The following is a 22,977-nucleotide window of genomic DNA, read 5'->3' on the forward strand; positions in this document are numbered from 1 at the left end:
CTTGACAAGACTTTTTGATTAAGTTATTAACTCATTTCATAAATGAATGAAGGAGGATGACGGTGAAGGATAAATTATCGATTCGCGATTTAAATTTGAAAGACAAGAAAGCCTTAATTCGTGTCGATTTTAACGTCCCTTTAGAAAAAGGTTTGATTACAGATGATAGTCGTATTCAAGCCTCTCTTCCCACAATTCAATATGTTTTAGATCAAGGAGGAGCCGTTATTTTGATGAGCCATCTCGGTCGTCCTAAAGGTTTGTTTGATTCTAAATTTTCGTTGGCTCCTTGCGCTAAACGTTTATCAGAATTATTAAAGAAGCCTGTAAAAATGGCTGCAGATTGTTGTGGATTAGACGTTGAACAGATGGTTCGTCAGCTAAAATCAGGAGAAGTTTTATTGCTTGAAAATTTACGTTTTCACAAAGGCGAAGAAAGGCCTGATGATGAACCTAATTTTACAAGTTCTTTGTCAGAGTTGGGAGATGTTTATATCAATGATGCTTTTGGAACTGCTCATCGTGCTCATGCTTCGACAACAAAAATTGCAAAATTTTTTCCCAATCGTGCAGCAGCGGGTTTGTTACTTGAAAAAGAAATTTCTTATCTAGGTTGTGCTTTAACGAATCCTAAACGTCCTTTTTGTGCAGTGTTGGGAGGTGCAAAAATCTCCACGAAGTTTAAAGTCATTGAAGCTTTACAGTCTAAAGCAGATGTTTTATTGATAGGGGGAGCGATGGCCTTCACTTTTTTCAAATCTGAAGGAATACCTATTGGGGATTCACTTTACGAAAGCGAATTCGTTGCTGTCGCTCGTGAATTGATAGGTGTTGAGACACAGTCTCGCTGCCGCCTTTTACTACCCATAGACTTGGTCATTGCTAAAAAAATGAATGAATCCTCCTCTGAAACGAGAATTATTTCAGTTAAAGAAGGAATTCCTGATGGGTATCAAGGGGTAGATATTGGGCCAGACACTATTAAACTTTATCAAGAAGAATTGAACAGAGCAGCTACAATTTTTTGGAACGGCCCTTTAGGAGTATTTGAAGTTCCCGCTTTTTCTAGAGGGACTCAAACTATTGCTCAAACTCTTGCTGTTGTCAACGCAATTACTATTGTTGGGGGAGGGGATTCCTTAGCTGCTATAGAACAAACTGGGGTTTCTAAACAAATAAACCATCTTTCAACTGGAGGGGGTGCCTCTTTAGAATTTATAGAATTTGGGCAATTACCTGGGATTGAAGCTCTATCAGATAAATAAATCTTAAAGTTCGAATTTGTTTGAACTACAGCTAGTCAAAAAAAATATAACACTGCTAAGAAATTTTATTTTTAACTCTCGGTGTGATATAGCTATCCTTTCTATTACGACCAGTTGTCCAGTTCTTCCAAACTCCTTATTTTTTACTATCCTGTACAAATCTCTTAATGATCATTAAAACCATTTTCCCTTCTTTTATTTTCGATTTTTTTTATTTCTAATGCAAAAATTAAATATAGATTAATAAGTAATTTGTTTTTTTATTATTAAATAATATTGATTATATCAAATTAATTTATTGATAAATAACGGTTTTATGCAAATCAGAAATAATGGCTTGATAAAATAGGCTTAAAACTGTATAAGGTTAGATCTAAGGTTTTTCATTTAGCTAAAAATGAGGTAAAGAGAAAATTTAGAGCCTAACCTGTAAATAAACTGAAAGGTTAGAAGCTTGCAAGTATCCTTATTTGTGAAACTTAAGGATAAAAAGTTGCCGATCTTAATCATAAGAAAAGGTTAGCATGTCACAGACACCAACAGGGTCCCGTGAATTTAGTCCATGGCGGAGCAATCTTTGGCCCGTTCATCGCTATGAGCTTAAAAAACTCATCCCAATGTTGTTAATATTCTTTTTTATTTCTTTTGATTACAACATATTACGTACTTTAAAAGACTCACTACTTATAACTGCAAAATCTTCAGGTGCTGAAGTCATTCCTTTTGTAAAGGTTTGGGCTATGTTCCCTGGAGCTATTTTAATGACCCTTTTGTTCACTTGGTTGTCTAATCGCCTGTCAAGAGAAATCGTTTTTTACCTTATCACTTCTCTTTTTTTATCTTATTTTTTTATTTTCACTTTTATTCTCTATCCTATTCGAGATATTATCCATCCTCACGCAACTGCTGACTATCTTGAAACAATTTTGCCGATTGGATTTAAAGGGCTAGTTGCGATGTTTCGTTACTGGACTTTTACTATTTTCTATGTGATGTCAGAACTTTGGGGAAGTACTGTCTTATTTGTCTTATTTTGGGGCTTCGCTAATCAAGTGACTAAAATTAGTGAGGCAAAAAGATTTTACGGTCTGTTTGGGGTAGGTGCTAATTTTTCAGGTATTTTCGCAGGACAAGCCTCTGTTTACTGTTGTCAATTTAATAAGCAGAACGATTTGGGAATTCTTGGTAGTGATCCATGGTATCAATCATTAGTGATGATGGTTTCTTTAATTTTATTATCAGGTGCTTTAGCTTTAGCTTTATTTCGTTGGATGAATGTAGAAGTCTTAACCGATAAACGTTTTTATGATCCTTCTTCGGTTAAAACAGAAGGAGAAGCTAAAGGTAAGCTTTCTCTAAAGCAAAGCTTTTCCTATCTCCTTCGCTCTAATTACTTACTTTGTATTGCTCTTATTGTTATTTCTTATAACCTAGTTATTAACCTCACAGAAGTTTTATGGAAACATCAAGTCCGAGAGCTATATCCTGATCCTAATGATTATACTTTATATATGAATCATATCGTATCCATTATTGGGGTAGTAGCGACCTTAAGTTCCCTTTTCGTATCAGGAAATGCGATTCGCAAATTTGGGTGGACCACCACTGCTTTAATTACACCTATCATTTTAGCTGTAACAAGTTTGGGCTTTTTCTCCTTTTTCTTCCTTAAAAAGGCATCTCCCGAACTTTTCTTAACTTTTTCCGGAGTAACTCCTTTGGTTTTAGTGGTTTTCTTTGGAACTGCTCAAAACATATTGAGTCGAGGAGCTAAATACTCTGTATTTGATGCAACTAAAGAAATGAGTTTTGTTCCTTTAAATCCTGAATCCAAACTCGTTGGAAAAGCGGCGATTGATGGAGTTTGTTCTCGCCTCGGAAAATCGGGTGGATCTGTGGTTCATCAGAGCCTTCTACTTTTGTTTTCTACAATTAATGCAAGTGCTCCTTATGTAGCTATCGTCTTGTTCGCCGTAATTGTAGTCTGGGCAATGGCAATTCGCGTTTTAGGTAAACAATTTAATGAATTGACAAGTCAGGTAGAAAACAATGAAACTTCTGAGACATTGATGACTCCTATTCGAGCTGTTAATATTCTTTCAGACACAATTTTGAAAGAACAGAAAGCTGTATAATTTTAAAATCAAAGCACATTAGTAGTATTTATTATTAATGTGCTTTTTATTTTTTTATTAATTAAATAGTTGAGAATTAATAAAAAATATAATATACTATTTTATAACAAAAGGTTTAAAATGTCTCAACAAGAATCAGAGTTTGGTAAACTGAGGGCATTTTTTTGGCCTATTCACGGCCATGAAGTCAAAAAAGTGCTGCCGATGATGTTGATGCTATTTTTGATTTGTTTCAACTATAGTATTTTACGCAATGTTAAAGATGCTGTTGTTGTGACTGCTAAGGCTTCAGGGGCTGAAGTTATTCCATTTATTAAAGTATGGGTGCTGTTACCCACGGCAGTCTTATTTACTTTAATTTTTACTAAGTTGTCTAACCGTTTTAGCCAAGAAAAAGTTTTTTATATTGTCATTTCTACATTTTTGCTATTTTTTGGTTCGTTTACTTATATTTTTTATCCTTTACGTGACGTACTACATCCTCATCAACTATGCGATTACTTAGAAACGATTTTACCAGCGGGATTTAAAGGATTAATTGCCATGTTCCGTAATTGGTCATTTACTTTGTTTTATGTAATTTGTGAACTTTGGGGTAGTATTGTTTTAACTGTCCTTTTTTGGGGATTTGCGAATGAAATCACAAAAATGACTGAAGCTCGTCGTTTTTATAGTATGCTTGGTGTCATTGCAAGTTTTGCCGCGACAATAGCAGGAATCATAGCCAATCTTCTCTCTAATGATCAAAGTTGGGAACAGACTTTAAATATTCTCATGGTTGCTGTGATTGTAAGTGGAACAATAGCCATGGTTATTTTTCGTTGGATGAATAAAAATGTACTCAATGGTCCAGAATTCCAAGAGTTCCATGAAGCAAAACGCATTCAAAAAATGAAAAAAAGATTATCGATCCGAGAAAGTTTTAACTATCTCGCTAATTCTAAATATCTTATTTGTATTGCAGTTTTAGTTATTTCTTATAATCTTGTCATTAACTTAGTTGAAATTGTATGGAAAGACCAGCTTCGTCAAATTTATTCGTCAGCCCTTGATTATAATCGCTATATGAATAACATGACATCAGCAGTCGGAATTATTGCCACAATCACATCCTTATTTATGTCTACAATGATTACTCGGTTTGGATGGACACGGACAGCTTTAGTAACACCGACTATTATGCTTGTCACAAGTGTGGGATTTTTTGCTTTTATGCTATTTCGAAATGATTTGGCTGATCCTGTTTATATATTAACAGGAACGACACCTTTAACTATAGCCGTCTTTTTTGGTGCAGCTCAAGTCTGCATGAGTAAAGCCTGTAAGTATTCTGTTTTTGATTCTACAAAAGAAATGGCTTTTATCCCTTTGGATTATGAAAGTAAATTGAAAGGAAAAGCTGCGATTGATGGTGTGGGTTCTCGTCTTGGTAAATCGGGCGGTTCCTTAATTCATCAAAGTTTATTGATGATTTTTGCAACTGTTAGCTCCAGCGCTCCTTATGTAGCTGTCATCTTAATTGGCGTTATCATTGTTTGGATGCTTTGCGTACGTTCATTAGGTAAGCAATTTGCTGCTATTATTGGGGAAAAGGCTCGAGAAGATATTGGTGAATCTACGTCAAGAACGAGTGAAGAGCAAGTTTTACATTCCTTAAAAGCTGCATCTTAATAATATCATGTTCTGGTGCAGCAAGAGTTACTAAAAAACAAGCGTTAAGGGTGGATATATATATATATATATGAGTTTATTTTCAAATATCATTTAATGGGAGGTTTGTTGTAAGTAAACCTTCGATTATACATAAATGAAAATTGCTATTCTGCTTTTTTTGACTTTCGCAATTCGAAAAAGCTAATTTATTTAATACGTTTATAGTGCGTAAGAGAATTTATCGATGTCAAATTGAATTTGTTCGTTTAATTTAGGTTATAGGGATATAGGACGGGCGATTTTAATCTTTAATTCTTTTTTCTCAACGATGTATAGTTCACATAGAGCTACAAAACCTAGCAAAATGAAAGAATAAAATACGAAGTGAGGAATCGTATAGTGAAATGTTAAGGCTAATAAAACAAAAAATTGTAAAGCTGTTGTCACTTTACCAGACCAGATAGAACGAAATCGAAATGCCCAATTTCCTTTAATAGCTAGATAAAGCCCAAACAATAATACAGCGAAGTCTCGCGAAATTAAGGTCAAGGCTTCCCAAGTCTCCAATCTCCCTTCATACATAAATATAAGAGCAACTGTAAAAACAAATATCTTATCCATCAAAGGGTCTAGGAAAGCTCCAATCTGGCTTGTCATTCGAAATCGACGAGCAAGATATCCATCTAAGCTATCCGTTAACATGGCTAAAATGATTACTAAACTTCTATAAAAAGGATGATCAACAATAAATGCCAGTGCGAGTGGCCCTCTTAAAAAAGACAGAACATTTGATGGTGTAAAAATTAGCATAAAATTAAAAAAATTAAGTGGTTGAGTATAATAAGACTAATTGTAGCTTTTTTGGCTGTTTATAGCTACTACTACTAAAGTTCTCACTTGTTGTACGTGTTGATTAAGAAGAAGTGGATAATGATGGTTTTGATGGTTCCACATTAAGAATCAATTGCATTCCAGATGCTATCTGAATAGTTTGTGGAGAGATAGCAATAGAGGCTCCGTGACTCCGAATAAGGTCGGCAATTTTTAATAAAATATCCTGTCGAATACTGGGGAAATCTGCCTGGCCTAAATGAATATAAGCAGAAATACTAATATTTAAAGCAAAATCTCCAAAGCTTACAAAATAAACATCTACTCTTTGTTCATGATCTACCTGTGGATGCTTAAGAAGCATTAATTTGATATCAGCAACTATTTGTTTAATAGAATCGATATCACTATAGCGCAATCCAATTGTATGAAAAAAACGTTCATGACTCATTCGAGAAGGAGTAATGACAATCGTTTGTGTAAAAACTGAATTGGGAACATAAATAGGTCGTTTGTCTAGATTCCGAATACGAGTCATGTACCAACCAATTTCTTCCACATGTCCTTCAATTTTTTTTTCAGGAATATTAATGAGTTCTCCGATGCTAAAAGGTTGTGTGAGATAGACCATGACCCCACCAAAAAAATTTGCAATGGCTTGTTGCGACGCAAAAGCAATGGCTAAACCACCAATTCCTCCAAATGCAATCACCGTTTGCATGTCGCGACCCGTAACATCCATAGCTAGAAAAACTGTTAAAAAAATAATAACAATAGTCGCTAGCTTACTAATCAAATCTAATTTAGCTGGAGTAAGGTTAATGCGGTGCTGGTAGCTCATACTCAGCATGTCTTGTAAAACTTTATTATTCCATCTTAAGAGAAACCAACCGATGGCTAAAACTGCCCCTAGATTTAGAATGACATGTACATTAAAAAGATGATGTTCTAAAAATCGATTGATTGCTGCGTCAAGAGCACAAATACAAGCAATAAACCAAGCATAATAATTAAGGGGTTTTTCAATCGCTGAAACAAAACTAGAAGACCAAATTTTATTTTGACTTAAAAAACGTTTTTTTAATTTAGTTAAACCAACTTTAATAAGAAAATTAAAAAATAGTAAAAAGAGAACAATACTTAAGATCTGTAAAAATAGCCCATAGGAGCCTTCTAAGACTTGAGAAGAAAGTTGAAAAAAAGAAAAAGCATGTGCAGTCATATCCATTTTATCTCTCCTATACTTGCATAAATCAATGCTGAATTAAATCTCATTCATTCAGCATTAATTAAAAGAATTTTTAATCCTTGATCATGAGCGGTTGACCGCTTTTTTCTTGCCAGGCCTTTTTGAGGCTGGCCATTTTTTTATTTGAAATTCCTCCTAAATATTCCATCGCTTTAAGCAGTCGCGCACGTGTACGATCTTTCCCTAAAAGGTTGACAGAATCAAAGAGAGGAGGACCTTGTGTTTTACCCATCAAACTAGCAAAGAGAATTGGCATGACAATTTTCTTATGATTAACTCCAAAGATTTCTGCAATCTCTCTGGAAGCTTGATTGACACCTGTTCCGTTCCAATTTTCTAATTCATCCAAACGCCAAATTAAAGATTGAATCAAGTAGCAAATTTGTTCTTTAGATAGATCTTTAACGACAAATATCGCATCATGGTAATGAAGATGATTGATGAATAAAAAGTTAAACAGATCCATAAAATCGCCAAAAGTTTTAATGCGAGAATGGCAAAGAGGCATTAGGCGTTGCATAAATTCATCGTTAAAGCTCCATTCTTTGATCCTATCCCAAAGTTGCTCAACAGAAATATTTTTAATGAGGTACTGTTGATTCACCCAGTCTAACTTCTGCACATCAAAAATAGCTCCGGAGACGCCAATCCGTTTGTAATCAAATTCTCGTATAATGTCATCTAAGCTATAAATTTCTTGATCGCCAGTCATACTAAAGCCCATCAATGTTAAGAAATTAATGAAAGCTTCGGATAAATAACCGCTATCTCTATAAAAAAAAATGGAAGTCGGATTTTTTCGTTTAGACAATTTTTTACCATCTTTACCTAATAAAAGAGGCATATGCAAGAACGTTGGAGGAGTCCATCCAAAAGATTCATATAGCAAGATGTGCTTTGGAGTAGAACTCATCCATTCATCGCCTCGAATCACATGAGAAATTTTCATCAGATAATCATCGACAACGTTTGCCAGGTGGTAGGTGGGAAAACCATCTGATTTGAGAAGAACTTGATCGTCTATATCAGCCCAAGGAAAGGTCATCCGTTTTTTAATCGCATCTTCATAAACACATTCACCGTTTAAAGGGACTTTTAAACGAATGACATACGAAAGCTCGGCTTGCTCTCTCTCAATTATCTCATCAGGAGTCAGGTGTCTGCAACGTCTATCATAACCTTGTCTTCCACCCTGTTTAGCGCTCAACTCTCTCATTTCATCAAGTTCAGCAGCAGTGCAAAAACATTTATAGGCTTTCCCTTTAGATAAAAGTTCTTCAGCATATTGTTTATAAATATCAAATCTTTCTGATTGTCGGTAAGGACCATAAGCACCCCCAATATCTGGGCCTTCATCCCATTGGATATTTGCCCATTTGAGGGCTGAATAAATATTTTCTTCATATTCTGGTCGGCTACGAGCCTGATCTGTATCTTCAATACGAAGAATAAATGTTCCGTTGTAATGACGTGCAAAAATCATATTAAACAAAGCCATATAGGCTGTTCCAACGTGGGGATCACCTGTTGGAGAAGGCGCAATGCGCACGCGAACTGTCATAAAACTAAGGCCTTTTCTTTAAAATCTGTAGTGACCCTTCTAAATAAGAAGGTTTAATAAATAGTGGGTGAATTTGTATTTAACAATTCTTTTTACAAGTATAATAAAGAGAAAATGATATCTTTTAAATCTAAAAGACTAAAAAACATGCTTTATTTATTTTTTTTGATTAGGAAAATTCATCCGCAATATTTACCTAATGAGCTTCAACCTATAAAAAATTAACATTATTGTTTAATTTAACGAGGTTGGATTAAGGCTGGTCATGAATTCAGTATTGACTTTATGTGTAAAACGTCTGAAAAATCATTTCAAATATGGAAAAATTCGACGTCCCAACAATAAGTAAGAGCCAATATCATAAGGTAAGGTTGTGACAAGTGGAATGAAAGGCTGATTTTCAAATGAAGCGCGAAAACCATTTAAAAGCGCATGCCCAATAAAAGTGATACCCGTAGTTAAATAAATAGAACTGGCTGGATTACCTTGAGAGTTTGCAATAAATCCAATAATTGTTAGACCTATTCCTGATACGGCTTCAATACTCGCCAGCCCACCTCGGACATAAGCAGAGACTGTTCCTATGCCTGGAATGTAGCCTGCAAAATTCAAGGTTTTTTCAACTAATTCAAGAATGATAAAAGTATTTTCAAAAATTCTGTTAACGCGCATAAAATATCTTTTTAGTAATGAATAAAATGTTTATAATCGATTTTGTTTTTTTGCAATATTATTAAGATTCTATATTTAAAAAGAACTTTCCTATAATTTTGAAGAAATAAGAGGAATTCCTTTTTCTTGCATCATAATTAATAAGTCCTTCATGATTTTATAAGCTTCTTCTAATTGTAAATCGTTTTGACCAAAGTCTTCCATGCTTTCTATATCACTATTTTCCTTCTTTCTTATTTCTTTAAGCATATTTTGATAATTGGGGTCGTTTTCTAAGCGTTTGGAAGAATTCTTTTTTAATACTTCAAAATATGGCTGATAAGTGTCTAACTTCTCTTGAAGACCAAATTTATACAGCTTACGAATTTTATCTCGCTGTAAAAAGGGAACATCAGAAAGATCATCATCAAAATTTGCTTTGATGTGATCGTTTTCAAGAGGATATTTGGTATACTTCTCTCCAATTTCTGACTCTGATAATACACCTGGTATAGAAATGTCAGATAATACACCTGATAATTGGGGGGTTTTACCAGAAACGGTATAATAACGCCCTCTTGTGACTTTATATTCCCCTTGAGGATTGACTTGTTCGTGTTCGGTTGTTGTCAAAGTGAATGTTTGATATGACCCCTTTCCATATGTATGATCGTCTCCAACAATGATTGCTCTACCGTAGTCTTGAAGTGTTTGCGCCACAATTTCTGAGGCTGAAGCACTCATGCGATTCACCAAAATAATGAGTGGGCCATCCCAAGTTGATGTTCCATCTAAGTCTCTTAAATGTTGAATTTTTCCGTTTTCATCTTTAATGGAGACTACAATCCCTTTAGTAATAAATAAACTTGTTACGGCAACAGCTTGAGATAAAAGGCCTCCTGAGTTATATCTTAGATCAAGAATAAGACCAAACATGTTTTGATTTTTTTTAAGTTTGTTAATTTCTTCTTCCAAATCTGTTGCGGATGAACTATCTCGATCCTGATAGAAAGAATATAGTTTTAAATAACCGATTATCCCATTTCCATAAGGTTCGTAAGAACTTTTGAAACGACTTTCTTTTAAAATAACCTCTCCTCTTAAAATAGTCACATCCAATTTTTCTTCAGTTTTTTCACCGGCAGCACTTGTCGTTTCTCGAATGACTGTCAAAATAACGGGAGTATGTTCTTCCCCTCGAATTAAATCAACTGCATCTGTAATATCCATTCCGACAACAGGTTCCCCATTGACTGCAACAATGCGATCTTTTAATTTAAGTTCTTTACCTAAGGCTGCGGGGCCACCCTCAATAATTTTTATTACGGTAAATCCATTAATGTCATCACGCAATTGAGCGCCAATCCCGAATAAACGCTGTTGAACATTAATCATAAATTGCGCAGCCTCACCAGGTGTAAAATAAGCTGTATGGGCGTCTAAAGCAGATGCTGTGGCTTTTAAAACGTTAGATAAGATTAAAGGTTGCTTTTCTTGTTCTTTTGGATTTAATGCCTCTTCTTCGTATTTTGCTTGTCGTTTGCCGATTCTTTGAAGAGCATTTTCCTTCATATTATCGTTTAATTTTGCTGCAGTTTCAATTTGTAAAGCTCGTATGCGTTTTAATCGTTCAATAAGCTCTTCTTCAGTTTGGACCCATGGAATATCTTTAAATTCTTCTGCTCGGACATTTTTAGGCAAGCTTTGATAGTCTATTTTATTTTCTAGTTGACGCCGTTTTAAAATAGCTTTAATTAGAGCAGTATGAATACTTTCAAAAGTAGAAAAATTACTGTTATTGTAATCATCAATAATGTTTGTGAGGAGCTCATCGGTTGGATGAGTCCATTCATAAATATCTGATTCAATGAAGTAAGTTTTATTAGGATCTAAATTTTCTAAATAGTTATTTAAAATTCGACGAGTAAGAGTGGGGGAAAGTTGTTTTTGCGAAGCATGAGCTTTCATAATTTCGTTTGCTTTAAACGTGACTTCTTTAGGGCTCAAATCAGGTGATTTGGCTTCCAAAACAAAACTTGTTAAACAAATTAAACAAATTAAAAATTTGTACATTAAAATTTCCTCAATCTTTTAAGATAAGCCGGAGATAAAGTTTTAATCATAACCAAAAACTTATTATTAGGCGAGTTTTGGATGGTTATTCTTGTAGAAAATAGCCAAGATAAATTCCAATTATTGAATTTATCCTTTTAGAGAGAACTTAAATTTTTCATGCTTATTTCTTTTTTTGCTATTACTAACCTCTTTTGAGTCAGATAAATAAAAAAATAAATTGATTAATAATAAAAGTTTTTGTATATTAAGAGCGTTTTCCAATTAAGATTTCTGGCTGTTAAAAATCGTTTATTCCCATAATTATACTCATTTTATTAATCTATTAATTAATTATCTGTTTATATTTGTTTAAAAATTAAATTTAAAAAAATTCAAAAATAATTTTAAATCATTGATTTAAATTCTTTACTATGTAAAGATTATTTTTCCTTAAATAAATTATAAATTTATTAAAAAAAAAGGAAATTACATATTTAATATATTGTGGAGGTAATATTATGTCTCAGAATAAAACTGATGATAAAAAAGTAGTTTCAATTACAGAAGCTGCCAAATTAAATAAAGTAACAAGACAAGCTATTTATGTTGCCATTAAATTAAATAAATTAAAAGCTACTAAAGAGACAACTCGTTGGACAATTAGCTTAGAAGATTTAGAAGATTACCGTCTTCAAAAATATTCTAGAACAAAATCTACTTTTAACGGTGAATTATTATTTGATAATTTAAAAGGATATTATTCTGTTAATCAAGTAGCGGAATTGTTAAGTGTCCCTGCACAAAAAATTTATTACGCGACTCGTATTGGTTTGCTGAAAGCAGAGCGAAAAGGGGCTGCATGGGTTATTCATTCTGATAGTATGAAAGAATATCAAGAAAAATTTATGCAGAAAAAAAATCGTCGTCAAGCTAGCTGAAATCAGCTAGCTTCTAAGCAGCCGGCAATGAATTATTGCTGAGTTAAGTCATTCTTCTTCAAAAAATCTAAATGCATTGATTGAGCAACAACTTTATAACCTTTCAATTCTTTTTTTTAAAAAATTGAGAGGTTATATTTTTTTTAAGATGAACAAGTGTTTCGACATGGCTAGTTTGTGGAAACATATCATACGCAGTACACTCGTGAATTTCATATAAATCTTCGCACAAAATAGACAAATCACGAGCTAAAGTAGAAGGCATACAAGAGATATAAATCATGTCTTCAGGTAAGGCACTCATTAATATTTTGATTACTGATTTAGATAAACCAATTCTTGGAGGATTGACAATAACTAAATCTACACATTTTTGAGACTTTAAACAAATAGGTAAAATTTTTTCTACATCTCCTTCGAGAAATTCGACATGAGGCAAATGGTTCAACTTGCTATTTTCTTTCGCAAATCGAATGGCGTCAGAATTATATTCAATGCCAGTTACGAAATGTCCTTGACTAGCAAGGAGTAAAGAGGTAATTCCAAACCCACAGTAAAGATCTAAAATTTTTTTTGATTTTAGTTGTGTCGTTAACGAACAAATTTTTTTATAAATATAAAGGCTTTGTTCAGGGTGATTTTGTATAAAGGCTTGAGGAGTAAACCGAAAAATTAAATTTTCAATTTTTTGTTCTGAGTAGGGGTTACCTATTATCCACTGTTTCTTGGGAGACGTTACTAGAATACCCGAAAAAATAGGATATTTTTCTAAAGCCTCTTGAAACAAGATTCGATTAAGTTCATTCAATGAACAAAATTGAAATGATAAAATATATTGAGAATTTTGGTTTTTTAACAATGTCAATCGGCCATCTTGCTGATTGGGATTAGGCAAAGTACTAATAAATTTTTGTAATATGCTAATGATAGGGTCATGAAGGTTATTAAAAATAGGACATATATCGATTGAAATAAGAGAAAAATGATCTGTTGCTATATAACCTGCTTGAAAACTTTGATTAAAAGATTTTAAATGAAGGGTAATATGTCGCCTGTAGGCCCAATTCAATTGAGCAGTACTCATTTTAACAGAAGGTACTTTAAGATGACCAATTCGTTTAAGATTGTCAGTGATGGCAGTAAGTTTATAGTTTAATTGTGTTTGTTCGTTTAAATGCTGAAGTTGACATCCTCCACATTTCCCAAAATATGGACAAAGGGGCTGAACTCTTAAAGAGCTAGGTTGTTTGAGTTTGACAAGTTCTGCTACTGCAAAAGATTTTTTTATTTCGATGATACGACAAATAATTTGATCGCCAGGAGCAGTAAAAGGAACAAAAATTACAAATCCATGATATCTTAAAATTCCTGCACCTCCAAAAGCAATCGCTGTAATTTCTCCCTCAACTTGAGTATGGATAGTCAATAGATGGGTCATAAATTTTGATATTGAGTGGGTTCCAATTCAGTAAAAGTGGCAGGCACTTCTTCTAAAACTTTAAAATCACGAATGAGTAATTGAATACTGGATTTGTTAATTTGAGGGGTAAAAGCAATGCGCAGTTTTAAATTCTTTTTCCTTAGTTGTTGGCTATAAGTTGCTTTTCCAAGCGCAACACCTTCCAGAACTCTATCTCCTTGTTCTAAATAAAGCTTCAAATGCGTTTTACCAACAATCTTTGGGGGCCAGGTCTGCCAAGCGTCGCAATACAAAATGGGTTGAGGATTTTCATTTCCATATGGCTCTAATAGCCTTGCTGATTCAATAAAATCAAAAGTTAATTCACTAAATTTAATTTCTGCATCAAGATAAAGTTTACTCATAACATCTGTATCAGCAAGCTTTTTATTAGCCGAAGCAATAAAATGATTTTTAAATTGTTCAACGTGCTCTTCTTTAATAGTTAATCCTGCAGCGAAATCATGTCCACCGAAATTGACCAAAATATCTGAACATTCTTTTAAAGTTGGTAGAAGGGGAAATTCGCGGATAGAGCGAATGGAACCTTTTCCAATTCCTTTATCAAGAGCAATCATCACAGTAGGTCTGTTGTATTGTTTTGAAATTCGTGTCGATATTATGGCAATGACACCTGGATGCCATTTATCAGAAACCATCACAATTGCTTTGTTAGATAAAATAGCAGGTATTTGTTGGATAGTACTATCTACATCGGAAGACATTGTTCTTTCAATTTTTTGCCTTTCGATATTATTAAGGTCTAGCTCTAATGCCATCTTTTCTGCCAAATCAGCATTTTTTACAAGTAACATTTGGACACCTTTACGAGGGTCAGCAATACGTCCTAAACTGTTTAAACGAGGTGCAATTTTTGAGGCTATGGTAAATGTATTTAAATCATTGAGATCGACATCACAAATAGAAAAAAGTTTTGCTAGACCCATCCGTTTGCCTTTACGCAACTGGCGAAGACCATAGCGAACTAAGATTCTATTTTCTGTGTCAAGCAATGAACCCATATCAGAGATAGTTCCTAATGCTACCAAGTCTAAATATTTTTTCAAATCAATCTTAGAAGGAGGAATTTTTCCTTCAGATGTCAGTTGATTAGTGATTCCGTGAGCTAGTTTAAAAGCGACGCCAACTCCTGTTAAATCTCGATTCGGATAAGGGTTGTTAACAAGTTTTGGGTTTAGAGTTGCTACACAATGAGGAATTTTATCTGTCGGTTCGTGGTGATCAGTGATAATCACATCGACGTTTTGTGCAGCTACTTTAGCTATTTCCACAGCAGCAGTGATACCGCAATCTACAGTAATAAGTAATTTGCAATTATTAATGAGAGCATATTCTAAAGCTTCGACGATTAAACTTTGTCGAAGCGCTCCTCTATTGGATACATAGAAGAAAACATTTGCGCCTAAATCTTGTAGAAATTCGGTCAACAAAGTAGTTCCAGTCATTCCATCAACATCATTATCGCCATAGATAAGAATGTTTTCATGATCACGGATAGCACGGCAAACTCGTTCAACCGCTTGAGGCATTTCTGCCATTAAAAAAGGATCGTGCAATTCTGGTAATTTAGCATATAAATAATCGTGAATTTGTTGAAAAGAAGTAAATCCTCTGGAAACCAAAATTTGTGCTATAACAGGATGAAGTTTAAATTCTTTAACAATGCTTTCTTTTAATGCTTCGTCCATTGGGGGATAAACCCATATTGGATCCTCTTGGACATTTGTTGTGAAATGCATTAAAATCTAGCTCCGTTTCTATAAATCGAGTGTTTTTCGTTAGAGTTTGGCTAATACACATGTATATAACTTATCTCGTTTATTCATCTAAATCATTTTCTATACAATAGTCTAAAAGATAAATAGATTAAATCAGTAATTTTTTAACCTACCTGAGAGATGCGGCATCAAGGTTTAGTTTTGCTTTAATTTATAAGACTAAAGCTAGATTTGTCAATGAACTGTTGATCTCTGTTTCAACATTGTAGCTTTCAAAACTCCCTTGTCAAGTGAAATCATTTAACATGAAATCGACTAAAAGTTGTCAAACAAGGATGGACCGCTAATCTATTTTTATTGTTAGTCGTTTTAAAGCAGGAGAAAAATAATTCACGAAGTTAGGTTTAAAAAGTATTTGAAAAATCTAAGTAAAATGTTTCCTTTCGATCTGGAATTTTAGCTAGTCTGTCAGAACGGTACAACGAAAAATTCTAAATTTAATTAATTGCCATTTTAAAAATGACTTATAAAAAAATTTAAAAGATTGTAATTGAATAGTAAAAAAAAATTCTTGAAAAATTATTCATGATTTGATCGTTGAGTTCTTATCATCAATAAATAGGGCGAAACACAAATTCGATATAAAAAATGATTCTGTTACTGAATTTAGCTTTCATTCTCATAAGAGCTAAATTTTTTCTTTTAATATAATTTAATTTATCTCAATGTATTAAAGATAATTTTCCATACAATTAGTGTTTTTAATCCGTAAGGAGGTTGTTTGTAGTTTTTTCTTGCTTTTTTAGATAAATGGCTTGATAATCCCGAATACTTAGTAATATTTTTACACAAAATTACGAAAACTCACAATTTATTATCAAAAATTTGCAAACAATAAACTAGTTCGAGGTTTTACTATGTCGCAAGATGCGAAACAAGACTTTGGTAAGTGGAGGGCATTCTTTTGGCCTGTACACGGTTATGAACTTAAAAAACTTCTTCCAATGTTTTTTATGTTCTTTTTTATTTCTTTCAATTACACAATTTTAAGAGATACAAAAGATACTTTAATCGTGACCTCTGCAGGTGCGGAAGCCATTCCATTTTTGAAGTCTTTTGGTGTTGTCCCTGCAGCTATTCTTTTTATGATCATTTATGCCAAGCTTAGCAATACGCTAAGCAGAGAAAATTTATTTTACGTTACGCTTTTACCTTTTATCATTTTCTTCGGCTTATTTGCTTTTGTCATGTATCCAGCTAGAGAAGTTTTAATGCCTCATGCTTCTGCTGAAGCTTTAAAAGCTTATTTACCTGGCGGTTGGACCGGGCTTGCGGCGGCATATGAAAACTGGATGTATTCGATTTTTTACATTTTAGCTGAACTTTGGGGAAGCGTTGTATTATCTCTTCTTTTTTGGGGATTTGCTAACCAAATTACCCGTGTAAATGAAGCTAAACGTTTTTATAGCCTTTTCGGTTTGGGTGCTAATTTAGCACTTTTAGTTTCAGGTCCTGCTATTGTATATGTATCAGATATTCGCAAGCATTTACCTGCCAATGTTGATGCATGGCAAATTTCTTTAAATTATTTAATGGGTATGGTTGTCATTGCCGGATTAGCAATTTTAGCTATCTACTGGTGGATTAATCGTGCAGTTTTAACAGATCCACGTTTTTATGATGTAAATCAAGAAAAAGCTCCTGGTAAAAAGAAAAAAGCTAAAATGTCTCTTGGAGAAAGCTTCAAATTTCTCTTTACCTCTAAGTATATCCTTTGTTTGGCGATATTGGTTATTGCTTACGGTATTTCTATTAACTTAGTAGAAATTACTTGGAAGAGCCAGGTGAAACTTCAATATCCTAATCCGAATGATTACAGCACGTTCATGGGATGGTTCTCAACAATGACAGGTGCCGTCACAATTTTGATGATGCTATTCGTTGGTGGTAACGTGATTCGTTATAAAGGTTGGGGATTTGCAGCTTTAATTACTCCAGTTGTTTTATTAGTCACCGGGATTGCTTTTTTCTCATTCGTGATTTTTAAAGATCACTTAGCTGGATATATTGCTGCCTTAGGAACTACTCCACTATTCTTAGCTGTCATTTTTGGTGCGGCTCAAAATATTATGAGTAAATCTGCTAAATACTCTTTATTTGATCCAACAAAAGAAATGGCTTACATTCCTTTAGATGATGAATCTAAAGTAAAAGGTAAAGCCGCTGTTGACGTAGTAGGAGCTCGTTTAGGAAAATCTGGCGGATCTATTATTCAAATGGGATTACTTGCATTTGGAACGTTAGCAACTATTACACCTTATATTGGCGCGATTTTGATGGTTATTATTGCTGTCTGGATTGTGGCTGCCCGTTCATTAAGCAAACAATTTACTCAATTGACTGCTGAGCAGAATATTGAGAAAAATATTGATAAAACACCGGAAATAGCTACTAGCTAAATTTGATGTCTTAAAAATATGCTTGTTCATACCCTCCTTTATAAAAAAAGGAGGGTTTTTTATTTTCTATTTTAAATTCAGAGGATGTAGGAAATTTTTAATGGCCAGAACAGTTTATTATTTCTTGATTGTTAATTCATTTTCGAAATTCTCTATTTTGAATTGAGCAAAGATCATAGATTAAATCTCTCAGTGTTCCATTCGCCATTTTATAGATAAAATCCGTGTTTAATGAAATTGGTTTTATGTAGACAGAATGCATAATGATTTGTTATGCTTTTCCTTTGTCTTAGAGAGCCTTCACTTTGTAAAGGCGCTTTTTGATGTCCCACATTCATTCACAGTTAATTTCATTTTGAGTTAGAGTTGAAAACCTCATTTAGGCGAGGCTTCCATAGCTTTCAAAAGGAAATTCACAATCATAGAAGGAATCATGAAAATATGGAAAAACAGAAGCGTTGGCAATTCTATTTGATTGTTGCCGTCTTGGCAATTACGCTTTATAACATTCTCCCCACTTTATTTTTTTATTCGAAACCTCTGAAATCTTCGATTGATGCTCCGCGTGCACAGCACGTTGCGTCCGGGATTGTGGAAAGAGTGAATCAAACAGAAGTGGATTCAAAAGAATGGTTATATTCTTTTTGTCGTTTATTAGGAATTAAACCAATCTCTATTGATTTAGTTACAACGAATAATGGATTATTTCAAATTTCATTTAAAAATGAACAAGATGCTGAGTTATTTAAGCGATTTTTACCAAGAGCTGGAGCGTTAATTCCATTTGTACCTAATCAGCTTGAGCTAAGTTCTATCACAGCCAATGTCGATCCTACTCAAGTGTTGGTTCGACGTAACGTTGCTGTTCGATTAGATGCGAGCGACATGGATAAGTTATTCCAATTTACTCCAAAATATAGTCATGATCACCAAATCGCAGATCTTTACCGTAAAATTATTGATGATCGAGTGACTCAAGTCGCTCTAGCAATTGCAGGACCTAGTAAAACCGCTTTGCAAATGTTTGCAACAACTAGTGAAGCAGGTAATGATCCTAGTTATGACGAAATAATTATTACATTAGCAAAAGAAATTGTTGATGTAGATAATATTTTAGGAAAAAATAATCCGATTACAAAACGTTACTACGAAACGTTTTCTCAATTATCCTCTAAAGAACGTGAAGGATTAAATACTAAATTTATTGCTAAGATGGAAACACTTAGTAAAAAAATTAAAGAAAAGCAAGCTAGTTTATATGGAGATTCTTCAGCTGAAGCTGTACAAAATCTAGCAGTTTCAAATAATCAAATTCAAGCGCTGGATTCAGCTGTTACGATTATGCGTGAAAACAAAGAATTTCAAAAAGGGAAAGAGCCTTTAACAAATGAAAATATTCAGCAGTTGTTAAAACAAAACTTCAATCATGAAATGCAAATTGTCGATTTAAGGGGCTATCATCCTTTTATCAAAGGATTAACAATCAACTGGGAAAGTGGTTTATTGTTAGTTAATTTGTATGACGATGTACAATCTTTGCGTTTTTCAGAAGGAAAAACTGAAAAAGATGCATTTGCCAAAGACAGAATTAACCAATATTTAATCAATGATATTGCACGTATTGCCCGTTTATCAGATGAAACATTTAAACCTAATGAAGAAAGTTTTGTTATAAATTTTGATAATCTAACAAATAGTCAAAGTTATTTGACTCTGAATTTAGGCTATTTAGCAGATAAAATAGCTCAGCAAGTCACAGATCAAATTATTCTTTCTTGGTCTCCAGCCCATGCAGATTTGATTAAAGATGTTTATCCGATTCGATCTTATAATGATTATCAAACAGAAAAATCAGAAGATCAAAAGCTAGGTCTTGTGGTTTATGCTCCTGCTATGTATTCAGCTGCAGCGCCTACAGGCTTCCGAACTGGATCGATCTATGTAATCGCAAAAGGAATGGATGCTCTTGTTCAGAAGTATCAGGAAGCTCCAGAAGCGGAAGAAAATCAAGTTTTAGCTACAGATTTTAACCAACTCAATACCCTTTTACAGCAAATGGGTTTTATTGGTTATCCTGGCTCAGCCTTTAATTTACCAAAAGAATTTAATAAAGATTATATTTTTGAATTGAATGATTATTATAGCACTCTTTTAAAAGCTTCTCGAGAAGATTTTCAAGCCAAAGGAAGTAAACGTTTTGCTGTCTTAGACTTTTCTGATGTAGAGCAACGTTTGTTAACTATCAACAAAATTGATGATCGCATACAAGAAGACCTTCTGAAATGGAAAGAATCTTATAATGCTGCTCAAGTTGATTTAAACTTAACAAGCAAATACACAGTTCCAGCACCAACTAAAAATGTTTATTGGGAAAATTTGAAACTAAGCGTAGTAAAATTTTTTAGAGGAGATGATCGAAAAGTTCTTAAATGGGGTCTTGACTTATCTGGTGGGAAAACAGTCCGCATTGGTCTTTTAGATCAAAATGGTCGCACTGTGACAAATCCAGAAGATCTCAAACAAGCCGTCAATGAACTTTACACACGTATCAATAAAATGGGTGTAGCAGAAAGAACGATTCGAATTGAAAATTCTAATATATTATTAGATTTTCCAGGTTCTCAAAATTTGTCCGCTTCTGAATTGGTAAAAGCTTCTGCAATGTATTTTCATATTGTCAATGAAAAATTTGGGCCTTTAAATACAGCCCTTGCTGGAGCTGTCAATCAGTTTTTACAAGATATTTGGAACGAAGCCGTTGTAACAAATCGTAGAGATATAGAAAGCATCAACGAAATTGCTTGGCAGCATTTAGGTGGAGATGTGGAATCTACTATCACTATGCGTCCAAGAACAGATCATGCAAAAATTCTTTATGAAAATGGTTTGCGTTTAGCTAACCCTAAAAATCGCGTGGTTACTCAAGCCTTTGATGAGTCGCTTTCAACCTTGGCCATGTTTAGAGGTGGAGATTCTACTGAGTGGGATAATCAAACACATCCTTTATTAGTGGTTTTTCATAATTTTGCTTTGGAAGGATCTAACTTAGAAAACATTCAACCGGGTTATGATGCAACACAAGGAAATATTTTAACATTTGGAATTAAACGCTCTTTCGATTCAGGTGAGCATGCAAGTGGCAGCCCTCGAGACAATTTTTTTAATTGGACTTCACAATTTGCAGAAGATAAAATTGCAGGAACACCTAAAGAAGTTTACTCTAACGGGCGTGGTTGGAGAATGGCTGTTATTCTTAATGGTAGCATTATTACAGCTCCTTCATTAAATGCAGCACTTCGTGATGGAGGAACGATTAGCGGTCGTTTTTCTCAGCGAGAAGTGACCCAACTTGCAGCAGATTTAAAAGCTGGTTCTTTAAGTTTTACGCCACGTATTTTGTCGGAAGAAAATGTAAGCCCAGAACTTGGTCGTGAAGAAAGAACCAAAGGGATTATCGCTTCTTTAGTCGCTTTAGCTTTAGTCGTGATAGCTATGATCGGTTACTATCATTTTGCAGGTTTTGTTGCTTCTTGTGCAGTTTTGCTTAATATTTTTATCATGTGGGGTGTATTGCAAAATTTAGGAGCAGCCTTGACGTTACCTGGAATTGCAGGAATTGTTTTAACAATTGGAATGGCTGTTGATGCAAATGTTCTTGTCTTTGAAAGAATCCGAGAAGAGTTTAAAGTGACTGGTCGGATTGCTTCCGCAATTCAAGCAGGTTACCGCAAAGCTTTTAGTGCTATCATTGACTCGAATATTACCACAATTATTGCAGCTATTATCTTAATTCAGTTCGATTCTGGACCAATTAAGGGTTTTGCTGTGACATTGATCATTGGTATTATTTCTTCTATGTTTACAGCCTTGTTTATGACTCGTTATTTCTTTGCTGGGTGGGTTAAAAAACCTGAGCATAAGCAATTATCAATGGCCCAGTTCTTGAAGGAAACACATTTTGACTTCTTAAAACAAGCTAAGAAGGCTATCGTGATTTCGCTAATCGTGATGGGAATAGGCACTTATTTCCTTGTTTCTGAACGTAAAACTATTTTTGGAATGGATTTTACTGGAGGTTACTCTCTAACACTAGATGTTGCGGAGAAGGCAGAAAAACCTGATTATCGTTTAGAGGCTATCAATGCTTTCTTAGATAAGGGGGCTTCACGCAGGGATTTCGAAGTACGTGAATTAAGCAGACCTAATCAATTGCGCATTCAACTAGGAACAAGTATGGATGAAAAAGGGCATCCTTTTTATCAGATGCCTGAAATCAATCCAGATAGTAAATATGCTTTTGATTATCAAAAAGATCCTCGTTTGAGTTGGGTTGTTGAAACGCTTCAATCTCATGGATTAGATGTTCAACAGTCTCAGTTAACGACTCTTCAGAAAAATTGGACTATCATGAGTGGACAATTTTCTGATACGATGCGAAATAATGCTATTGTTGCACTTGGCGCAGCATTAATAGCGATCTTAATTTATATTACTTTCCGATTTGAGTTTAAGTTCGCAATTGGAGCAGTAATTGGGCTCGTTCACGATGTGATTATTACACTTGGCATTTTAGCAATTTTCCATGCGATAGGATTTCCTGTGCAAATTGATTTACAGGTCGTGGGAGCAATTATGACAATTATCGGCTATTCATTAAATGATACGATTATTGTATTCGATCGAATTCGTGAAGATATGAAGACTCTTCGTCGCTTGTCATTCAGAGAAATCATTAATCATGCTTTGAATGTTACATTAAGTCGTACGATCATGACATCTGGAACAACTTTGCTTGTGCTTTTAGCACTTGTTTTATTAGGAGGGCAATCTATTTTTGCCTTTTCACTAGTGATGACAGTAGGTGTTTTGGTAGGAACTTTATCTTCGCTATTCATTGCTTCTCCGGTTATGCTGTACTTCCATAATAAAGAAGTAGAGCATCAACATACGGAGTCTTCTGTCAAACGTGCTTAAAGTACTAA

At 34.1% G+C, this 22,977-nt stretch carries 13 protein-coding genes; 6 read left to right on the forward strand and 7 right to left on the reverse strand.

The features are described 5' to 3' along the window. Positions 1–56: 56 nt before the first annotated feature. The 3 genes from BU804_RS10805 to BU804_RS10815 all read left to right on the forward strand — a co-directional run bounded on the left by BU804_RS10805 (position 57) and on the right by BU804_RS10815 (position 5,071). The gene (locus BU804_RS10805) at positions 57–1,265 is read left to right on the forward strand and encodes a phosphoglycerate kinase (protein ID WP_075884069.1); all 1,209 of its coding nucleotides are present in this window, start codon (positions 57–59) and stop codon (positions 1,263–1,265) included. Between the two features lie 524 nt (positions 1,266–1,789). Beyond that, positions 1,790–3,400 (forward strand): NTP/NDP exchange transporter, encoded by a 1,611-nt coding sequence (locus tag BU804_RS10810; RefSeq protein WP_075884070.1) that lies wholly within the window; start codon positions 1,790–1,792, stop codon positions 3,398–3,400. Positions 3,401–3,520: 120 nt separating this feature from the next. Continuing rightward, positions 3,521–5,071: an NTP/NDP exchange transporter gene (locus BU804_RS10815; RefSeq protein WP_075884071.1), complete on the forward strand. Its 1,551-nt coding sequence runs from the start codon at positions 3,521–3,523 to the stop codon at positions 5,069–5,071. A gap of 258 nt (positions 5,072–5,329) precedes the next feature. Here BU804_RS10815 and BU804_RS10820 read toward each other — a convergent pair whose 3' ends face one another. The 5 genes from BU804_RS10820 to tsp all read right to left on the reverse strand — a co-directional run bounded on the left by BU804_RS10820 (position 5,330) and on the right by tsp (position 11,418). Next, complete coding sequence (locus BU804_RS10820) at positions 5,330–5,863, reverse strand: CDP-alcohol phosphatidyltransferase family protein (protein ID WP_075884072.1); 534 nt, start codon at positions 5,861–5,863, stop codon at positions 5,330–5,332. 103 nt (positions 5,864–5,966) lie between these two features. Next, complete coding sequence (locus BU804_RS10825) at positions 5,967–7,112, reverse strand: mechanosensitive ion channel family protein (protein ID WP_075884073.1); 1,146 nt, start codon at positions 7,110–7,112, stop codon at positions 5,967–5,969. A gap of 73 nt (positions 7,113–7,185) precedes the next feature. Further along, a complete protein-coding gene (gene gltX, locus BU804_RS10830; protein ID WP_075884074.1) occupies positions 7,186–8,694 on the reverse strand; it encodes a glutamate--tRNA ligase in 1,509 nt (502 codons plus the stop codon). A 306-nt stretch (positions 8,695–9,000) separates the two neighbouring features. After that, positions 9,001–9,366: a hypothetical protein gene (locus BU804_RS10835; protein WP_075884075.1), complete on the reverse strand. Its 366-nt coding sequence runs from the start codon at positions 9,364–9,366 to the stop codon at positions 9,001–9,003. A gap of 90 nt (positions 9,367–9,456) precedes the next feature. Next, entirely contained in the window at positions 9,457–11,418 is a 1,962-nt protein-coding gene (tsp, locus tag BU804_RS10840; protein ID WP_075884076.1) for a tail-specific protease Tsp, read from the reverse strand. A gap of 500 nt (positions 11,419–11,918) precedes the next feature. Here tsp and BU804_RS10845 point away from each other — a divergent pair, with 500 nt between their 5' ends. Then, positions 11,919–12,338 carry a helix-turn-helix domain-containing protein gene (locus BU804_RS10845; protein WP_075884077.1) on the forward strand — a complete coding sequence of 140 codons (420 nt, stop codon included), beginning with the start codon at positions 11,919–11,921 and terminating at the stop codon, positions 12,336–12,338. A gap of 103 nt (positions 12,339–12,441) precedes the next feature. On the opposite strand, the gene rlmD is transcribed toward BU804_RS10845, so the two are convergent. Next, the gene (gene rlmD, locus BU804_RS10850) at positions 12,442–13,776 is read right to left on the reverse strand and encodes a 23S rRNA (uracil(1939)-C(5))-methyltransferase RlmD (protein WP_075884078.1); all 1,335 of its coding nucleotides are present in this window, start codon (positions 13,774–13,776) and stop codon (positions 12,442–12,444) included. Then, positions 13,773–15,557, reverse strand: a complete 1,785-nt coding sequence (gene recJ, locus BU804_RS10855; RefSeq protein ID WP_075884079.1) for a single-stranded-DNA-specific exonuclease RecJ — start codon at positions 15,555–15,557, stop codon at positions 13,773–13,775. Before recJ ends, rlmD begins: the two co-directional genes overlap by 4 nt. A gap of 896 nt (positions 15,558–16,453) precedes the next feature. On the opposite strand from recJ, the gene BU804_RS10860 reads away from it, so the two are divergent. Continuing rightward, positions 16,454–17,995, forward strand: coding sequence for an NTP/NDP exchange transporter (locus tag BU804_RS10860; protein WP_075884080.1), 1,542 nt, complete (start codon positions 16,454–16,456; stop codon positions 17,993–17,995). A gap of 441 nt (positions 17,996–18,436) precedes the next feature. Continuing rightward, positions 18,437–22,969, forward strand: coding sequence for a protein translocase subunit SecDF (locus BU804_RS10865; RefSeq protein ID WP_075884081.1), 4,533 nt, complete (start codon positions 18,437–18,439; stop codon positions 22,967–22,969). Positions 22,970–22,977 lie beyond the last annotated feature (8 nt).

It is taken from the genome of Candidatus Protochlamydia sp. W-9 (assembly GCF_001950615.1).
Classification (GTDB): domain Bacteria; phylum Chlamydiota; class Chlamydiia; order Chlamydiales; family Parachlamydiaceae; genus Protochlamydia; species Protochlamydia amoebophila.

Bases quoted from the DNA above. Each gene is read 5' to 3' on its own strand.
- BU804_RS10860 (WP_075884080.1), top strand. From the start codon at position 16,454: ATGTCGCAAGATGCGAAACAAGACTTTGGTAAGTGGAGGGCATTCTTT.
- gltX (WP_075884074.1), bottom strand. From the start codon at position 8,694: ATGACAGTTCGCGTGCGCATTGCGCCTTCTCCAACAGGTGATCCCCAC.
- BU804_RS10815 (WP_075884071.1), top strand. From the start codon at position 3,521: ATGTCTCAACAAGAATCAGAGTTTGGTAAACTGAGGGCATTTTTTTGG.
- BU804_RS10825 (WP_075884073.1), bottom strand. From the start codon at position 7,112: ATGGATATGACTGCACATGCTTTTTCTTTTTTTCAACTTTCTTCTCAA.
- BU804_RS10835 (WP_075884075.1), bottom strand. From the start codon at position 9,366: ATGCGCGTTAACAGAATTTTTGAAAATACTTTTATCATTCTTGAATTA.
- recJ (WP_075884079.1), bottom strand. From the start codon at position 15,557: ATGCATTTCACAACAAATGTCCAAGAGGATCCAATATGGGTTTATCCC.
- tsp (WP_075884076.1), bottom strand. From the start codon at position 11,418: ATGTACAAATTTTTAATTTGTTTAATTTGTTTAACAAGTTTTGTTTTG.
- BU804_RS10865 (WP_075884081.1), top strand. From the start codon at position 18,437: ATGGAAAAACAGAAGCGTTGGCAATTCTATTTGATTGTTGCCGTCTTG.
- rlmD (WP_075884078.1), bottom strand. From the start codon at position 13,776: ATGACCCATCTATTGACTATCCATACTCAAGTTGAGGGAGAAATTACA.
- BU804_RS10845 (WP_075884077.1), top strand. From the start codon at position 11,919: ATGTCTCAGAATAAAACTGATGATAAAAAAGTAGTTTCAATTACAGAA.
- BU804_RS10820 (WP_075884072.1), bottom strand. From the start codon at position 5,863: ATGCTAATTTTTACACCATCAAATGTTCTGTCTTTTTTAAGAGGGCCA.
- BU804_RS10805 (WP_075884069.1), top strand. From the start codon at position 57: ATGACGGTGAAGGATAAATTATCGATTCGCGATTTAAATTTGAAAGAC.
- BU804_RS10810 (WP_075884070.1), top strand. From the start codon at position 1,790: ATGTCACAGACACCAACAGGGTCCCGTGAATTTAGTCCATGGCGGAGC.